Annotated in this window: 16 protein-coding genes; all 16 read right to left on the reverse strand. The window is 59.7% G+C overall.

Features of this window, described 5'->3' with window-relative positions; genetic code table 11:
- Positions 1 to 19 precede the first annotated feature (19 nt).
- The 16 genes from QP977_RS09125 to pyrF all read right to left on the reverse strand — a co-directional run bounded on the left by QP977_RS09125 (position 20) and on the right by pyrF (position 15,092).
- A complete protein-coding gene (locus tag QP977_RS09125) occupies positions 20 to 514 on the reverse strand; it encodes a PH domain-containing protein (protein ID WP_070653095.1) in 495 nt (164 codons plus the stop codon).
- Between the two features lie 2 nt (positions 515 to 516).
- Positions 517 to 999, reverse strand: a complete 483-nt coding sequence (gene ribH / locus QP977_RS09130; RefSeq protein ID WP_070653096.1) for a 6,7-dimethyl-8-ribityllumazine synthase — start codon at positions 997 to 999, stop codon at positions 517 to 519.
- Positions 1,000 to 2,262: a bifunctional 3,4-dihydroxy-2-butanone-4-phosphate synthase/GTP cyclohydrolase II gene (locus QP977_RS09135; RefSeq protein ID WP_016422725.1), complete on the reverse strand. Its 1,263-nt coding sequence runs from the start codon at positions 2,260 to 2,262 to the stop codon at positions 1,000 to 1,002.
- Positions 2,263 to 2,273: 11 nt separating this feature from the next.
- On the reverse strand, positions 2,274 to 2,861 hold the full coding sequence (locus QP977_RS09140) for a riboflavin synthase (RefSeq protein WP_070653097.1): 588 nt from the start codon (positions 2,859 to 2,861) through the stop codon (positions 2,274 to 2,276).
- A gap of 69 nt (positions 2,862 to 2,930) precedes the next feature.
- A complete protein-coding gene (gene ribD, locus QP977_RS09145; protein ID WP_070653100.1) occupies positions 2,931 to 3,983 on the reverse strand; it encodes a bifunctional diaminohydroxyphosphoribosylaminopyrimidine deaminase/5-amino-6-(5-phosphoribosylamino)uracil reductase RibD in 1,053 nt (350 codons plus the stop codon).
- A gap of 16 nt (positions 3,984 to 3,999) precedes the next feature.
- Positions 4,000 to 4,668 (reverse strand): ribulose-phosphate 3-epimerase, encoded by a 669-nt coding sequence (gene rpe / locus QP977_RS09150; protein ID WP_069358698.1) that lies wholly within the window; start codon positions 4,666 to 4,668, stop codon positions 4,000 to 4,002.
- Positions 4,669 to 4,679: 11 nt separating this feature from the next.
- Entirely contained in the window at positions 4,680 to 6,137 is a 1,458-nt protein-coding gene (locus tag QP977_RS09155; protein ID WP_070653102.1) for an RsmB/NOP family class I SAM-dependent RNA methyltransferase, read from the reverse strand.
- On the reverse strand, positions 6,138 to 7,112 hold the full coding sequence (fmt, locus tag QP977_RS09160) for a methionyl-tRNA formyltransferase (RefSeq protein WP_016422720.1): 975 nt from the start codon (positions 7,110 to 7,112) through the stop codon (positions 6,138 to 6,140).
- Between the two features lie 94 nt (positions 7,113 to 7,206).
- Positions 7,207 to 7,710: a peptide deformylase gene (gene def, locus QP977_RS09165; protein WP_016422719.1), complete on the reverse strand. Its 504-nt coding sequence runs from the start codon at positions 7,708 to 7,710 to the stop codon at positions 7,207 to 7,209.
- A 60-nt stretch (positions 7,711 to 7,770) separates the two neighbouring features.
- The gene (locus QP977_RS09170; RefSeq protein ID WP_070604551.1) at positions 7,771 to 9,807 is read right to left on the reverse strand and encodes a primosomal protein N'; all 2,037 of its coding nucleotides are present in this window, start codon (positions 9,805 to 9,807) and stop codon (positions 7,771 to 7,773) included.
- 49 nt (positions 9,808 to 9,856) lie between these two features.
- Positions 9,857 to 11,074 (reverse strand): methionine adenosyltransferase, encoded by a 1,218-nt coding sequence (gene metK, locus QP977_RS09175; RefSeq protein WP_016422717.1) that lies wholly within the window; start codon positions 11,072 to 11,074, stop codon positions 9,857 to 9,859.
- Between the two features lie 118 nt (positions 11,075 to 11,192).
- Positions 11,193 to 12,473 carry a bifunctional phosphopantothenoylcysteine decarboxylase/phosphopantothenate--cysteine ligase CoaBC gene (gene coaBC, locus QP977_RS09180; protein WP_070547083.1) on the reverse strand — a complete coding sequence of 427 codons (1,281 nt, stop codon included), beginning with the start codon at positions 12,471 to 12,473 and terminating at the stop codon, positions 11,193 to 11,195.
- 27 nt (positions 12,474 to 12,500) lie between these two features.
- A complete protein-coding gene (gene rpoZ / locus QP977_RS09185) occupies positions 12,501 to 12,779 on the reverse strand; it encodes a DNA-directed RNA polymerase subunit omega (protein ID WP_005510796.1) in 279 nt (92 codons plus the stop codon).
- 117 nt (positions 12,780 to 12,896) lie between these two features.
- On the reverse strand, positions 12,897 to 13,469 hold the full coding sequence (gene gmk / locus QP977_RS09190) for a guanylate kinase (RefSeq protein ID WP_070438382.1): 573 nt from the start codon (positions 13,467 to 13,469) through the stop codon (positions 12,897 to 12,899).
- A gap of 5 nt (positions 13,470 to 13,474) precedes the next feature.
- A complete protein-coding gene (gene mihF / locus QP977_RS09195) occupies positions 13,475 to 13,801 on the reverse strand; it encodes an integration host factor, actinobacterial type (RefSeq protein ID WP_016422714.1) in 327 nt (108 codons plus the stop codon).
- Between the two features lie 421 nt (positions 13,802 to 14,222).
- Positions 14,223 to 15,092 (reverse strand): orotidine-5'-phosphate decarboxylase, encoded by an 870-nt coding sequence (pyrF, locus tag QP977_RS09200; protein WP_070438379.1) that lies wholly within the window; start codon positions 15,090 to 15,092, stop codon positions 14,223 to 14,225.
- Position 15,093 lies beyond the last annotated feature (1 nt).

Consider the following 15,093-nt stretch of genomic DNA (forward strand, 5'->3'; position numbering starts at 1 on the left):
CTTAAAACGTGTCCTTGGGTTAGTCCTCCGGCATGAACTTGTCTTCAAGTTCACGGAACCGGCGGATGTCTTCCACGACGCGGCTGCCGTCGGCCGACTGGATCGCGAGCATCGGCACAAACTCAAAGTCAGGCAGCTCCAAGCGAGCCCAGCGGGACTTCTTTGGAAAACTCAGGCCGTAGATATCGACCCACGGGTAAAACTTCGCATTGAGTAGATTGCGGACTTCCACACCCCTGGCATTTACGCGAACGCGAACCCGAGTCAGCAGCAGGATTACCCCGGCGATGATCAAACCAATCATTGGGAAAGCCAGCTGGTCGATAGCGGTCACCGAAGCTCCGGTGTTACCAAAGTCCACCACGATACCCATGAAGATATGGATGGCGAAAACCACAACTGCAGCGATAATCGCCCACAGACGCAGCTTTTGCGAGGTGATTTCCAACAGCCATTTGTCTTCGTTACCGGTGTCGACGGCAGTCGAATTGCTGTGGCGTTCGGAGTTACCCATTCTTACTCAGCTCCACCTTCACGAAGGGACTTCAACACTGCGACGGTGTGCAGCGCTGCGGCCATGGCCTCGCGACCTTTATTCTCCGCGGCGCCCTCACCGCCGGCACGATCAATTGCCTGCTGTTCAGTGTTGCAGGTCAGCACACCATTGCCAACTGGCGTTTCACAGTCCAGTGCGATCCGCGTCAGGCCCTCAGTCACCGAGTCGCAGACATAGTCGAAGTGCGGCGTACCACCGCGGATAACGCACCCCAGCGCCACCACGGCGTCGTGAGTTCGGGCGAGCTGTTGCACCACAACCGGAATCTCCAGAGCACCGACGACAGTCACATCCGTAACTACAGCGCCGACCTCCTCGGCCTGGGCCAGCGCTTCACCACGAAGCTGCCCAGTAATCTCCTCGTTCCAGTGAGAGGTGACCAAACCGACGGTCACACCAGTGGAATCGGGAACGGAAATTTCAGGAAGACCTGCGCCACTCATCTACTGTGCTCCTTCTGTCGAAATGCCGTGGGTCTCCATGTACTCATCCAACCAAGGGAGCTCATGGCCCATGCGTTCGCGCTTTGTCAACAAGTATTTCAAGTTATCCTCGTTGACCTCAACTGGCACCGGTACCCGGCGGCTCATCTCCAGTCCATAACCACCTAGGCCGGCACGCTTGGTCGGATTGTTCGTCAGCAGCGCCATAGTGGTGACTCCAAGATCCTGCAGGATCTGTGCACCAGTGCCGTACTCACGGGCATCCGACGGCAAACCGAGCGCGAGATTGGCATCAACGGTGTCAGCGCCTTCATCTTGCAGATGGTAGGCCTGCAGCTTCGGCATCAAACCAATGCCTCGGCCTTCGTGCCCGCGCATGTACAGGATGACGCCGCGCCCCGCTTCGTGAACCATGCGCATGGAGTTGTGCAGCTGCTGACCGCAGTCGCAGCGGCGAGATCCCAATGCGTCGCCGGTGAGGCATTCGGAGTGCACACGCACGAGGACGTCCTGACCATCGTTGGAAGAAACATCCCCCACAACGAGAGCAACATGCTCGACACCGTCGATAAGGCTCCGGTACCCAATGGCACGGAACTCGCCGTAGTCGGTCGGCAGCTTGGTTTCGACAACGCGTTCAATCAAGTGCTCGTTGTGGCGACGGTATTCGATCAGCTGCTCAATGGAGATCAGCGCTAAATCGTGCTTGTCGCAGAAGCGACGCAGTTCCTCCGCGCGCGCCATACCGGTCGGGTCTTCCTCGGAGACAACCTCACACAGCACGCCGGCAGGACGAAGCCCTGCCAGGCGGGCGAGATCGACCGCAGCCTCGGTGTGGCCGGCACGGACGAGGACGCCACCATCGCGAGCTCGCAACGGGACCACGTGTCCTGGTCGGGTGAAATCGTGCGGGCTCGACGTGGGGTCAGCGAGAGTACGAATGGTGTTCGCACGATCTGTGGCGGAAATACCGGTCGTACCGGTGTTGGCATCCACGGTCACTGTGTATGCGGTACCGCGGGCATCCTCATTCTCTGACACCATCGGTGGCAAATTCAGACGCTCGCAGTCCTCGGCGGTCAGCGGCGCGCAGATGTAACCAGAGGAATAGCGAACCATAAAGGCAACAAGTTCAGGCGTTGCCTTCTCGGCGGCGAAGATGATGTCGCCCTCGTTCTCACGATCTTCATCGTCGACGACGACCACGGCCTTACCGGCTGCGATGTCCGCAATGGCCCGCTCTACAGAATCGAACTTAATCACAGTCTTGTAGCTTATCTTTCCAACATTTTCTCGACGTACTTGGCTAGCACATCGACTTCCAAATTGACCTTGGCGCCTACCGCGGTCGAACCAATAACGGAGTCCGTCAGCGTCGTCGGTATCAGGCTGACCTCAAAGAACCCCTCGCCTACTGCAGAGACGGTCAACGAAGTACCATCCACGGCAATTGAGCCCTTTTCCACGACATACTTGGAGAGATGCTCCGGCAGCGAAATCCGCACTACTTCCCAGCGCTCCCCTGGCGTGCGCGAAATAACCTCGCCGGTGCCATCGACATGTCCCTGCACGATATGGCCGCCGAGGCGTTGACCGACTGCGGTTGCACGTTCGAGGTTGACCTTGGAGTCGACCTCAACCTGGCCGAGGCTCGACCTAACCAGAGTCTCTTGCATGAGATCAGCGGTAAAGAAATCATCGCCAAACTCCACGACGGTCAAACAAACGCCATTGACAGCAATGGAATCACCGTGGTGCACGTCGTCAAGCACGGTGGTCGCGCGAATGGTCAGAGTAATGGAATCGGCTTCGCGGTGGATTTCGCGAATTTCGCCGAGTTCCTCAACAATTCCCGTAAACATAGTGGTCAGGAAAATCCTTTACCGTTTGTTATAAATTGAAAGATTTTTACAAAATTAACTCTAGCCGGTCTACCCGCGATCTTTGCCACTGCGGAGAGCCGTAATCAAAATGTCATCCCCCAGAGTCTCGACCGCGACGGTACGAAAGCGCGAGATGTCAGTGATGGTGGTCTCATGGTTGGCCGATGTCACCGGCAGACCAGCTCTGAGAAACGCCGGGGCAATGTAAGACTCAATCGCGTCGACAGCATCGGCTTCTAAGAAAGCGCTGGCGAGCCGTGGGCCGCCTTCTACCAGCACGTCAATAAGTCCCATATCCGCCATTGTCTCCAGCGCCACTTCCACATCGTGAGTGCGAATGTGGCGGAAGTTATCGCCGCGGATATTCGCATCGGCGGCGACCTCCGAGGTGCCGATCACGATGCGCAGGGGTTGCGTTGACAGCTCCTCGCCGTCTGGTGTGCGCGCGGTCAATCGCGGATTGTCAGCGAGCACTGTTCCCGTTCCGACGACAATCGCTTGCCGACGTGCACGATCGATATGTACCCGTGCCCGCGCCTGCTCCCCCGTAATCCACTGCGAGGTGCGGTCGGTAGCGGCGGCGAAACCATCCAGCGTGCCCGCCGTCTTCAGCGTGATGTGTGGGCGCCGAGTGCGCTGCCAGTGTAACCATGGACGCAGATAGCCATCCGCCACACGATTGCGTTGGAACTCCTCGACCACGTCGATTCCCTTGTATCGCAACCACTCGCTGCCGCCAGCGGCCACGGGATTAGGATCGGCGACCGCAAATATGACGCGGGAAACTCCGGCTGCCGCAAGTGCCTCGGTGCACGGTGGTGTACGGCCGATATGATTGCACGGCTCTAGTGTGACCACTGCAGTACCGCCCTGAGCTCGTGCCCCCGCCATTTCCAATGCTTGTGGCTCTGCGTGTCGGCCACCTACCGGCTCAGTTCCGGCCACTCCTACCGCAATCCCTGCGGTATCGAGGATGACGCAACCAATCGGTGGATTGGGATAGGTGGTGCCCCGAACTCGCTGGCCGGCTTCTATGGCCAATGCCATAGCTTGAGCGTCAGTCAGCGGCTGTGCGGAGACGAGATCCGGAAACTGTGCCACCGTGCTTCACCGCCGTCTACTTAGTTGCAGCAGTAGTGGCCAATGCGCGCAGCTCATCGACAGCCGCCGCACGATCCTCAGCGCCGAATACGGCCGACCCTGCAACGAAGGCGTCGCAACCGGCGGCGGCAGCGGATTCGATGGTCTTGGCGGAGATACCACCGTCAATCTCGATCAGAGTATCCAGACCTTCGGCATCAATGCGCTGACGCAGCTTCTCGACCTTGGTTAGCTGATCCGGCATAAAGGACTGGCCCCCGAAACCGGGTTCGACACTCATGACCAGCACCTCGTCGAATTCGGCGAGGTGATCCAGCCACGGCTCAATTGGGGTACCCGGGCGCAGCGAGAACCCGGCCTTCACGCCCTGGGAACGAATGTGGCGTGCCAGTGCGATGGCATCGTCGACGGCTTCCACATGGAAAATAACGGAGCTCGCCCCCGCCTTAATGTAGGTGTCGACCCACTTCTCCGGGTTCTCAATCATGAGATGGACATCCAAGTACTTGTCCGTCACCGCAGCTACGGCCTCCAGCACCGGAGCGCCGAAGGACAGGTTGGGAACGAAGTGGCCATCCATGACGTCGATATGCAGCCAATCTGCATTGGCTACAGCCTCAACCTCGCGGTCGAGGCGAGCGAAGTCAGCAGCGAGAATGGACGGGGCAATAATTGGTGCGCTCATAACCTCTGAGCCTAGTCGTTCTTGCGCAAAACTGAGAAGAACATCGCATCGGTACCGTGGCGGTGTGGCCACATCTGCACAGATGGATACGGTCCGACATCGGTCATCGGCGCTACCAACTCGTGTGCATTCAGCTCAGTCACCGGCAATTCCGTCACTGCCCTATCGACAATTCCCCTGGTTTCACGCAGATGCGGAGAACACGTGGAATAGACGATGATGCCACCCAGCCGTGCCAGACGCACAGCTTCACTGAGCAGTTCAAACTGCAGCGCAGTCAAGGAGTTCAGATCGGACGGCGACTTCCGCCAGCGCGCTTCCGGGCGACGGCGAAGCGAGCCCAAACCAGAGCACGGCGCGTCTACCAAAATGCGGTCAAAGCCTGCCTCCAGCCCGGTATCGCGACCATCCGCAACGGTTACAGTCACTGGCAGCCCGGCCGTGGCCTTCTTCACCAGTTCTGCGCGAGTCGCAGATACCTCAACAGCGTCGAGCTTCGCGCCCTCAATAGCTGCGATGCCGCCGATGAAAGCTGACTTACCACCGGGGCCGGAACACAGATCTAACCAGCGGCCGCTGTCTTCACCGGCAACGGGTGCCATGGTGACGGCACGCGCAATGAGCTGAGAACCCTCGTCCTGCACCGCAGCCAAGCCCTGTCGGACCGGATCCAATTCTCCTGGGGCACCGGAATCCAAGCGCACGCAGTACGGCGACCACGGCCCCTCTTCACCGCCGGTAATCAGTGCCAATTCCTCAGCCGTAATCTCGCCCGGACGAGCGACCAAGTGCACCACCGGGCGCGCATCGTCGGCAGCGAGTGCCTGCTGCAGCTCACCGGCTTGTGCACCGAGTGCACGGGCAAACTCCATCGCAATCCAGCGCGGGTGGGCATGCTTCATCGCTACGTAGCCAATCGGATCGGTCGCAGGATCCGGCGCAATCTCAGCCACCCATTCGTTTTCGGTCTTCGAGGAAACCTTCCTCAAAATGGCATTGACAAAGCCGCGCGCACCAGGTCCCGCCACCTTCGCCACTGCCCGCACCGAGGTATCGACCGCAGCGTAGGCGTCGACGCGCGTACGCAGCAGCTGGTACGTGCCCAGGCGCAACACATCCATCACCGGTCCAGCAATATCGCTTAACGGGCGTGACGACGATGCCTCAATCACGGCATCCAACAGGCCTTCCGCCCGCAGTGTGCCGTACGTCAGCTCCGTTGCAAAAGCAGCATCCCGACCCTTGAGCTTGTGTGCCTTCAGCAACTTGGGCAGCAGCAGGTTCGCGTAAGCATCATTCTCGCGAACGTCGGCTAGTACCTTCAGTGCGACCTTGCGCGGCTGGTCAATGCCACCGCGATTGTCCCCACCTCGGTTGTCACGGTTACGGTTGCGGTCATTGCGGTTCTGTCCGCTGCGGTTGCCGCGCTGCCGTCCGCCACCGGTGTGGCGGGGTTTGTCGTTGCCCATTTACTCGCAGACCTTTCCGCCGGGTTGGCTACCTCGCGCCCAGTCGGACGCATCCATCATCTTCTTACCCTGTGGCTGCACCTTCACCAGCTGCACATAGCCATCGGCACAACGCACGGATACCCGGTGCTTCTCCACTACCAACTCACCCGGCGTGGCGGCTGCCGCCTCCGGAGCAGCTGCCTTTCGCACCTCGTCGACCGCGGCGCTGTCCTCGTCGGAAAGCGGGGTGAGCTCTCCGACCTTCAAACGTGCGCCGTCGAGAGTTGTCCACGCACCTGGGGCAGGCGTGAATGCACGAGCGCGGCGGTCAAGAAGATGTCGCGGCTGAGTCCAAACGATTCGGGCATCCTCCGGCCCGAACTTAGCGGCGTAACTGACATCCTGTTCTGGCTGAGCGGTCGGACGCAACGCACCGGCTTCGATGCCGTCCATGGTGGCGGCTAGAAGATCCGCGCCGGAGTATGCCAGGCGGGTCAAAAGGTCGTCGGCATTATCGGTCGGGCGAATCGCTTCGGTGACGGTACCGAAAACTGGTCCGGTATCCAGACCCTTTTCAATCCGGAAAGTACTGGCACCCGTGACTTCATCGCCGGCAGCGATAGCTGCCTGCACCGGCGCGGCACCTCGCCAAGCAGGAAGCAGTGAGAAATGCAGATTGACCCAGCCGTGCGTCGGTACATCGAGCAATTCCTCCGGCACGAGATTGCCGTAGGCGACCACCGGGATGCAGTCGGCGTTTAATTCGCGGATCTGCTGCTGGATCTCTTCATCGCGCAGGGTCGTCGGGGTGAGCACGGGAATGTCGTGTTCCAAGGCCAGAGCCTTCACCGGCGAGGGCGAAAGCGACTTACCGCGGCCACGGCGGGCATCGGGGCGAGTGAGAACAGCGACGATTTCATGACGGGAGTCTTCGAGCAACTTCTTCAGTGCAACGACAGCAGGTTCCGGGGTTCCGGCAAAAATCAGGCGCACAGTAAGTGGATTCCTTCCTGGTGGACCTAGTTGTTCTAGTTAATCTAGTGATGAAACTCGGGGCGCCACACCCAGGGGTCTAGGCGCAGGTGAGTTAACCGCGGTTGAGGAACCAGTCCTGCTCACGCAGAGAACGCATCGCGGTCTTGCGCTCGTCGCCCTCGAGACGCTTCAAAAACAGCACACCATCCAGGTGGTCGCTTTCATGCTGCACACAGCGAGCCAGCAAATCATCAGCTTCGAAGCTCACCGGTGTGCCGTGGCGATCCTGGCCAGTAACGCGCACACGTGCGTGTCGAGTCACGGGTCCATTAATACCCGGGATAGATAGGCATCCTTCGATTTCGTGGACAGTCTCGTCGCCGATGGCTTCCCATTCCGGATTGACGATGTGCCCGCGGGTGCCGTTGCAGTCGTAGACGAAAACGCGCTGCAGCACGCCGACCTGGTTTGCCGCGAGCCCGACGCCCTGTTGCTCGTCCATCGTGTCGAACATGTCATCAATCAGGTGCGACAGCGTCGCGTCGAAATCAGTGACGGTATCCGCCTTGGACAGCAACACCGGATCGCCGAAAAGACGTACCTCACGAACTGCCATGAACTTAGAGCCTCCAAGAAAACTGGTGTGAATCAAGCGATAACGCGCTCATTTTAGCAGCTAGCCGAAATTAATCGGATCGACGACAACGCGCACCGGCGTCGGGTCCTTCCTGGTCGCTCGAACGACCTGTGCTGCCTTCAACGCCGCTCCCACCGCCCGTGCTTGCCGACGGTCACAGCGCACCAACATCCGCTGAATAGGTGTACCCGGTTCCACGCCTGCTGGTGGTCTGGCGTTGCGGGGAAGGTCTACCGGCCCCAGGATTTCCGCGCCCGATGGAACCTCCAGGGACTCCATGAAGTTACGCAGGCCCTCTTCAGTCCCGTCCACCGCTGCCACGTGAAAGGCCGGAGGCAGAGCGGCGGCTGTACGGTCGGCCAATTCCCTGTTCGCAGCGCCTACCGCGTCCCATGCCAGAAGATCGGCCACAGTCGGGACTGCAGCATCCGCATCGATAACCACTGCCCCTCCTCGCTCCCGCGGGCGCGCAAGCGTGACAGCTCGAGACCAATGCGCATAGGCCTCTTCATGAGCGCGCAAGTCCTGCCGGCCGAGCATCGCCCAAGTGTCCAGCAGCATCACTGCTCCGTAGCCCTCCGGCGCATAAGGCTCGGCTCCCGGCGTGGCCACCACGACCCTCGGGCCTTCGGGAATGTCGTCAACAATCCGTTCGCCAGAGGAAGCGACGACTGGGAATGGACTGAAAATACGACCAAACTCTTCCGCCGTACGTTCACTGCCGACCACGACTGGCCGAATCTTGGTGGAACCGCAGCTATGGCAACGGTGGTGGATGTCGATGCGGCCACACCACCGACAGGTCGGCGGCGCCGGATCGTCCGGGTTATCGGACGGTGGAATTCCCAGTGGACCGTTACACCAGCGACAGCGCGCAGGCGCGCCACAGGAGCGACACGACAATGTCGGTACATATCCCTTGCGGGGTACCTGGACCAGAATCGGAAGCTCTTCGCGCAGCGCGGCTTTTGCCCGTCGAAAAGCGATGGCAGGAAGGCGTCCCCTACTCACGTCATCCGGGTCTTCGGAAGTGTCCGTGGAGGCAATCATCTCCGGCATGGATTCAGCGAGGGCGTCGGCGCCTGCAACCAGATTGTGCGCCCAACCTGAGGAGACCAGCAGCTGCACCTCTGCTGTACGGCTATACGATGCAAAAATAAGAGCGCATCCCTCCTGCGCACTTCGCGTGACCAGCACCTCGCGAGAGTGGACGTAGGGTGCGCGGGGGTCTACGAGGTTGTCATCGCCATCATCGACAATCACTGCTAAACGCAGATTCTGCACTGGGGCGTACGCTGCCGAGCGCGTTCCGACGACTATGCGCCCCTGGCCGTGCAGGATATCCAGGTAGCGGCGATAGCGGGACTCGGGACCGAGACCAGCCCCGAGAAGAGTGAGCTGACGGGCAGAAATGAGCTCGCGAAAAGCGCTCTCGAAGCGTGCCTGCGTGCGTGCGTCCGGCACAATGATGAGAACACCGCCACCATCGCGGGCGACCAAAACGCTGAGCGCGGCGAGCATGGCTGCCACCTGTTCCCCTGGAACTGGCTGCCACGCTGCGCGTGCCGGGGCGCCCTTGCGGACGGAATCGACAAAGGATTCGCCGAAGACATAGTTGCCCCACGCGGAAAGGTCCGGATCCTCGGTGGCAAGCTTTCCCAATTCCTCCCACGTTGGGGGCATCTTCTCCTTGCGGGCACGTTCGGCCCGTGCATGACGGGTTGGGATGGCGGATCGAATGATGTTTGAGCGTGTTGCGCCGTAATACTCCGCCAGAGAATCCACCAACCGTCGAAGCTGTGGCGGATAGACAACCTCAGTGCTGATGACATCCTTGAGATAGGACAGTTTGCCGTCGTGAGTGGGCGTGGCACAGCGCTCCAGCACCAGCGCATTGACCAATTGGCCGTGGAATCGAATCCGCACCCGGCAACCGACAACCGCTTCCTCCGCTAGCGCGCGCGGAACCAGGTAATCGAAGGGGCGATCCAACTGCGGCAGCCCCAAAAGTGGAAGCACCCGCGCGACAGGCAGCTTCTCAGCTGCGGCGGCGGGTGCGAAAGGGGCGTCGGTCATAGAGTCTTACTCTACTTCCCCACCCCAGGGTCATGCTGGCGGGTGGTGTTTATCCCAGGCCAGCGGCTGCGCGGAGCTCTTCAACACGGTTGAGTTGCTCCCACGGCAGGTCCAAGTCAGTTCGGCCGAAGTGACCGTAGGTGGAGGTCTGCGCATAAATCGGGCGCAGCAAGTCCAGGTCACGAATAATAGCGGCCGGACGAAGGTCGAAGACCTTGTTGATAGCCTCGCGGATGGCGTCGTCCGAAACGTGACCGGTGCCGAAAGAGTCGACGTAAAGGCCTACCGGGCGAGCGCGGCCGATAGCGTAGGCGACCTGAATCTCCAGGCGGTCAGCCAGACCCGCAGCCACGGCATTCTTCGCAACCCAACGGGTGGCATAAGCGCCGGAGCGGTCCACCTTTGACGGGTCCTTACCCGAGAATGCGCCGCCACCGTGACGAGCCATACCGCCATAAGTGTCGACGATAATCTTGCGGCCGGTCAGGCCGGCATCGCCCATCGGCCCACCGATAATAAATTGGCCAGACGGGTTGACCAGCAGCTTCAATTCATCGGTAACAAAGCGCTCGCGCAAGTTAGCGTCGTCGAGCACCCAATCGACTACGTGAGTCTTAATCTGCTCGGTAATCCACTCCTGGGTCACATCCGGGTCGTGCTGCGTGGACACCACAACAGTGTCCAAGTACACCGGGTTATTGTCTTCGTCGTAAGCGAAGGTGACCTGAGTCTTACCATCCGGTCGAAGCGATGGGACGATGCCTTCCTTGCGTACCTGCGTCAAGCGGCGAGCCAGGCGGTGTGCCAGCGCAATCGGTAGCGGCATGTACTCCGGAGTTTCGTTGGTAGCGTAGCCGAACATCAGCCCCTGGTCGCCAGCGCCCTTGAGATCTTCTGCTTCGACTTCGCCATCAGAGCTGCGTGCTTCCAGAGAAGTGTGCACACCGTCGTGAATATCTGAGGACTGCTCACCGATCGAAACGGAGACGCCGCAGGTCTTGCCGTCAAAGCCCTTTTCAGAAGAATCGAAACCGATCTCCTTCAGTCGACTCCGGACAATACCGGGGATGTCAACGTAGCTCTTCGTGCGAACTTCGCCAACAACATGGACTAAACCGGTAGTCACCACAGTCTCAACGGCGACCATCGATGCAGAATCCTGCGCGAGCATAGCGTCAAGGATGGAGTCCGAAATCGAGTCGCAAATCTTATCTGGGTGCCCCTCGGTAACAGATTCACTGGAAAACAGCCGAAGATTAGAGGCCACGAGCAGTACAACTTTCTTCTAGATCATTTCCCCACGCCTGCGGTGTCGCTGCGGCGTGGGTTTTCGTTTGATTCGATAATTATAGACCAAGCGGTTCAGTCGCCGTAGTAGGCCTCCGCTACTCCGCTGGCTGAGGTTCCTGTCGCAGCTCGGAAACTGCATCCAAAATCGAACCGGCCACCGAGAATTTTGAGCCCCGCGGCACGTCCCACTGCTCGCCATCGAGAGACAACAACCATCCGACATTGTCCGTCGCACCGAAAGTTTGCCCACCTGAGACGTCGTTACACATGAGCAAATCGCAGCCCTTGCGCACAATTTTCTGCTTCGCAAGCTCGAGTGGCGTCGTCGTCTCGTCGCCGGTCTCAGCCGCAAAGCCCACCATCGTCGTGGTTGCCGGAATCTCGCCCGCTTTACGCCGCTCCACAGTGGTAGCCAGAATGTCAGGGTTTTCTACGAGCTGGATGTTGCTCAAAGCGTCGTCTGCGACGCCCTTCTTCATCTTGGCCCCAGCGGTCGATGCCGGACGGAAGTCGGCGACGGCAGCGGCAAAAATGCAGACATCGGCCAACTTGGAGTGTTCGTGGGCGGCCTTGGCCATCTCCAAAGTGGAATCAACCTTTACAACATTCGCGCCCAGCGGTGTCGGCAACTGATCTGTATGTCCTGCCACCACAGTGACCTGAGCGCCACGCTGTGCTGCCATCTCAGCTAGCGCGAAGCCCTGACGCCCTGAGGAGTGGTTGCCGATAAAACGTACCGGGTCGATAGCCTCACGGGTGCCACCGGCAGTAATCATGAAGCGCACGCCCTCGAAGTCGCGGCGGAAGTGGCGCGGATTCTCGACTGCCGCTAATGCCAGCGAAACTATCTGCTCTGGCTCCGGCAGACGACCTGGACCAGTGTCCTTACCAGTCAAACGGCCATGGGCCGGATCGAGGACAATAGTGCCATGGCGACGAAGAATCGCGACATTATCGCGCGTAGCTGGATGGTTCCACATCTCAGTGTGCATGGCAGGAGCCAGAACCACCGGGCAGGTCGCCACAAGCAAAGTTGCGGTGAGAAGGTCGTCGGCACGCCCGTGTGCGGCACGCGCCATAAAGTCGGCAGTCGCGGGAACCACGACGACGAGGTCGGCCTCCTGCCCCACGCGGACATGCTGAACTTCATCGACTGCGTCAAAAACCGTAGTCGACACCGGGTTCCCCGACAGCGCCTCGAAAGTAGCCGCACCTACAAAATTCAATGCGGACTCGGTGGGAACGACGCGAACATCGTGACCGAGTTCCTTGAAGCCACGAACAACGTGTGCGGCCTTATATGCAGCGATGCCGCCGGCAACCCCGACGACAACCTTTAAACATTCGGATACGTCAGCATTACCGGCGGCATGCATACAGATATCTCCCCTTAAGGAAATGCTCTAGCCCTCAGTGTGGTCCAGCAGACCAGCGTTGATTTCACGAAGAGCGATGGACAGAGGCTTCTCAGCGACCCCCGGAGTAACCAGCGGGCCAACGTACTCCAGCATGCCTTCGTCAATCTGCTGGTAGTAGTCATTAATCTGGCGTGCACGCTTGGCAGCGAAGATAGCCAGAGCGTACTTCGAAGAAGCCTTACCAAGCAGCTCATCGATCGGCGGATTGGTAATACCAATTGGCGGGTCGAACACTGCCTCGGTGGCGGTATTTTCCTGGGTCACGAGAAATCTTTCCTCAATAGAACGTGAGTTACTGGGGTGACAATAGAAACCGTCGGAGCAATAGAAACACCATTGCTTGGAAACGATTTCTACTATCGATGATGTGGAGTCGCCCTGTTACTTGCCAGTAGTCAGCGCCTGAGCGATGGCCGCCACAGCATCATCGACATTGTCGTTGACAACAACCTCATCGAATTCGTGCTGAGCATCCATTTCCACTCGCGCGGTTTCCAGGCGACGCTTGACTTGCGCCTCGGTTTCCGTGCCACGACCAGTGAGCCTGCTGACGAGAATCTCCCAGCTTGGCGGAGCCAAGAACAGCAGGTGAGCATTCGGCGCTACCTTACGGATGGAGCGGGCTCCCGCCAGATCCACCTCAACGAGTACCGGACGTCCCTCGGCGAGAGCTTTATCCACCGGGCCACGCGGCGTTCCAGAACGCTGCAGACCACCGTGGATTTCAGCCCACTCGAGCATCTCTCCTGCATCAATATGCTGTTGGAACTTCTCCGGGGTCACGAAGAAATAGTCGCGGCCATCGACCTCACCCGGCCGTGCGGCGCGGGTGGTCATGGAAACGCTGAAGTACAGTCCGGGAACCTCGGCACGGAGCCGACTGACAACAGTGGATTTTCCCACACCGGCAGGGCCGGCAAGGACTACCAGCTGACCGTTTTCATTCCCGGCCACTGCGACTAGTCCTCCACTGCGTAGCCGAAGCGCTCCAGCAGAGCGCGACGCTGACGGTCACCCAGGCCACGCAGGCGGCGGGTCTGAGCAATCTCCAGGTCATTCATGATGTCCTGTGCCTTGACCTTGCCGACCTTCGGCAGAGCCTCGAGCAGAGCGGAGACCTTCATCTTGCCGATGATCTCGTTCTCGTCAGCCTGCTTGAGAACCTCTGGCAGGTCGATAGCGCCACGCTTCAGCTTGTCCTTGAGCTCTGCGCGTACCTTGCGGGCCTGAGCTGCCTTCTCGAGTGCTGCTGCACGCTGCTCCGGGGTCAACTGCGGAAGGGCCACGTGTTCCTCCGTAAAAATAGATTGGTTAGTTTCTTATTTACTTGCACGAGCCTCGCGTCCACCAAGGGCAGGCAACGACACCGTGCTTAACGATTGGAGACCGTACCGCACTTACCGGTTGTTGAGGCAAATGCTGACGGGGTGTCGATAAAAATGACACCAGGGCTTTATCCGCCCCACCTTTCGGTCGTGGTCAACCAACTCCGGCGATTGTAGCACCGTTTGCCCAGGAGAATGGAAATTGACCACGGTTTTTGTACGAAATCTCCCAGGAATCGTCACAGTAACTTGCCTATACCTACTCCGCCGCCACCTGAGGCTCATTAGGAAAATCTCGGCAGCTAGGTACGGAAGAAGCCCGCAGGGGCACCTGTTCTATGAGGTGCGCCCTGCGGGCCTCTGCCAAATTGTCGATTCGCTGCTAACTCTCGGATAGGAACGGAGCCGCAGCTTCAATAGTTGCGCGCCGCAGCGCAGCAGGATCAGGCCCAGCGGAGAGAATTGCACGCGAAATATTTGGCAGTGCAAGCCCCTTGGATTCCCCTGCCAGACGATCTACATCGGCCGGGGTTCCACCCTGAGCTCCCACACCGGGCATGAGAATGGGACCACGCAGGTCACTGAGCACCGGGGCGTCGTCAAGCGTTGCGCCAACAACAACGCCGATGCTGCCCGCCTTTGCACCAGCGTCAATCTGGCGGGCATTAATAGCGGCTGCCTGGTTGACCATGGTCTGAGCCAGACTCTCACCCGAAACCGTCGCCTTCTGTACGGACGCACCTTCCGGATTGGACGTTGCGGCCAGCACGAACAGGCCGCGTCCGTTCTCCAACGCCAACGAAAACGCCGGATCAAGAGCACCGAACCCAAGGTACGGAGATACCGTCAGTGCGTCGGCGGCTAGCGGCGAGCTATCCGACAGCCAGGCATCAGCGTATGCAGCCATCGTCGAACCGATATCGCCCCGCTTGGCATCTGCAATCGACAGCGCACCGGCGTCCTTCAGATCCGCCAACGTCCGCTCCAGGACGGCAAAGCCCTTGGAACCGTAGGCTTCGAAGAACGCCACCTGGGGCTTGACGACGGCAACGATGTCACCGAACGCCTCGACGCATGTGGCGGCAAAACGCTCTAGACCGTCAGCCGAATGCGGCAACTGCCAGGCATCCAGCAGCCCCGGGTGCGGGTCGATGCCCACGCAGAGCCGACCGCGCTCGGCGACAACCTCGCTGAGGCGATCGCCGAAACCTTTGACTGTCCGCACTGCGGAACCTTCAGCCTTCGCGGTCATG

It is taken from the genome of Corynebacterium sp. MSK012 (genome assembly GCF_030232435.1).
In the GTDB taxonomy this organism is placed as follows: Bacteria; Actinomycetota; Actinomycetes; order Mycobacteriales; family Mycobacteriaceae; genus Corynebacterium; species Corynebacterium jeikeium_D.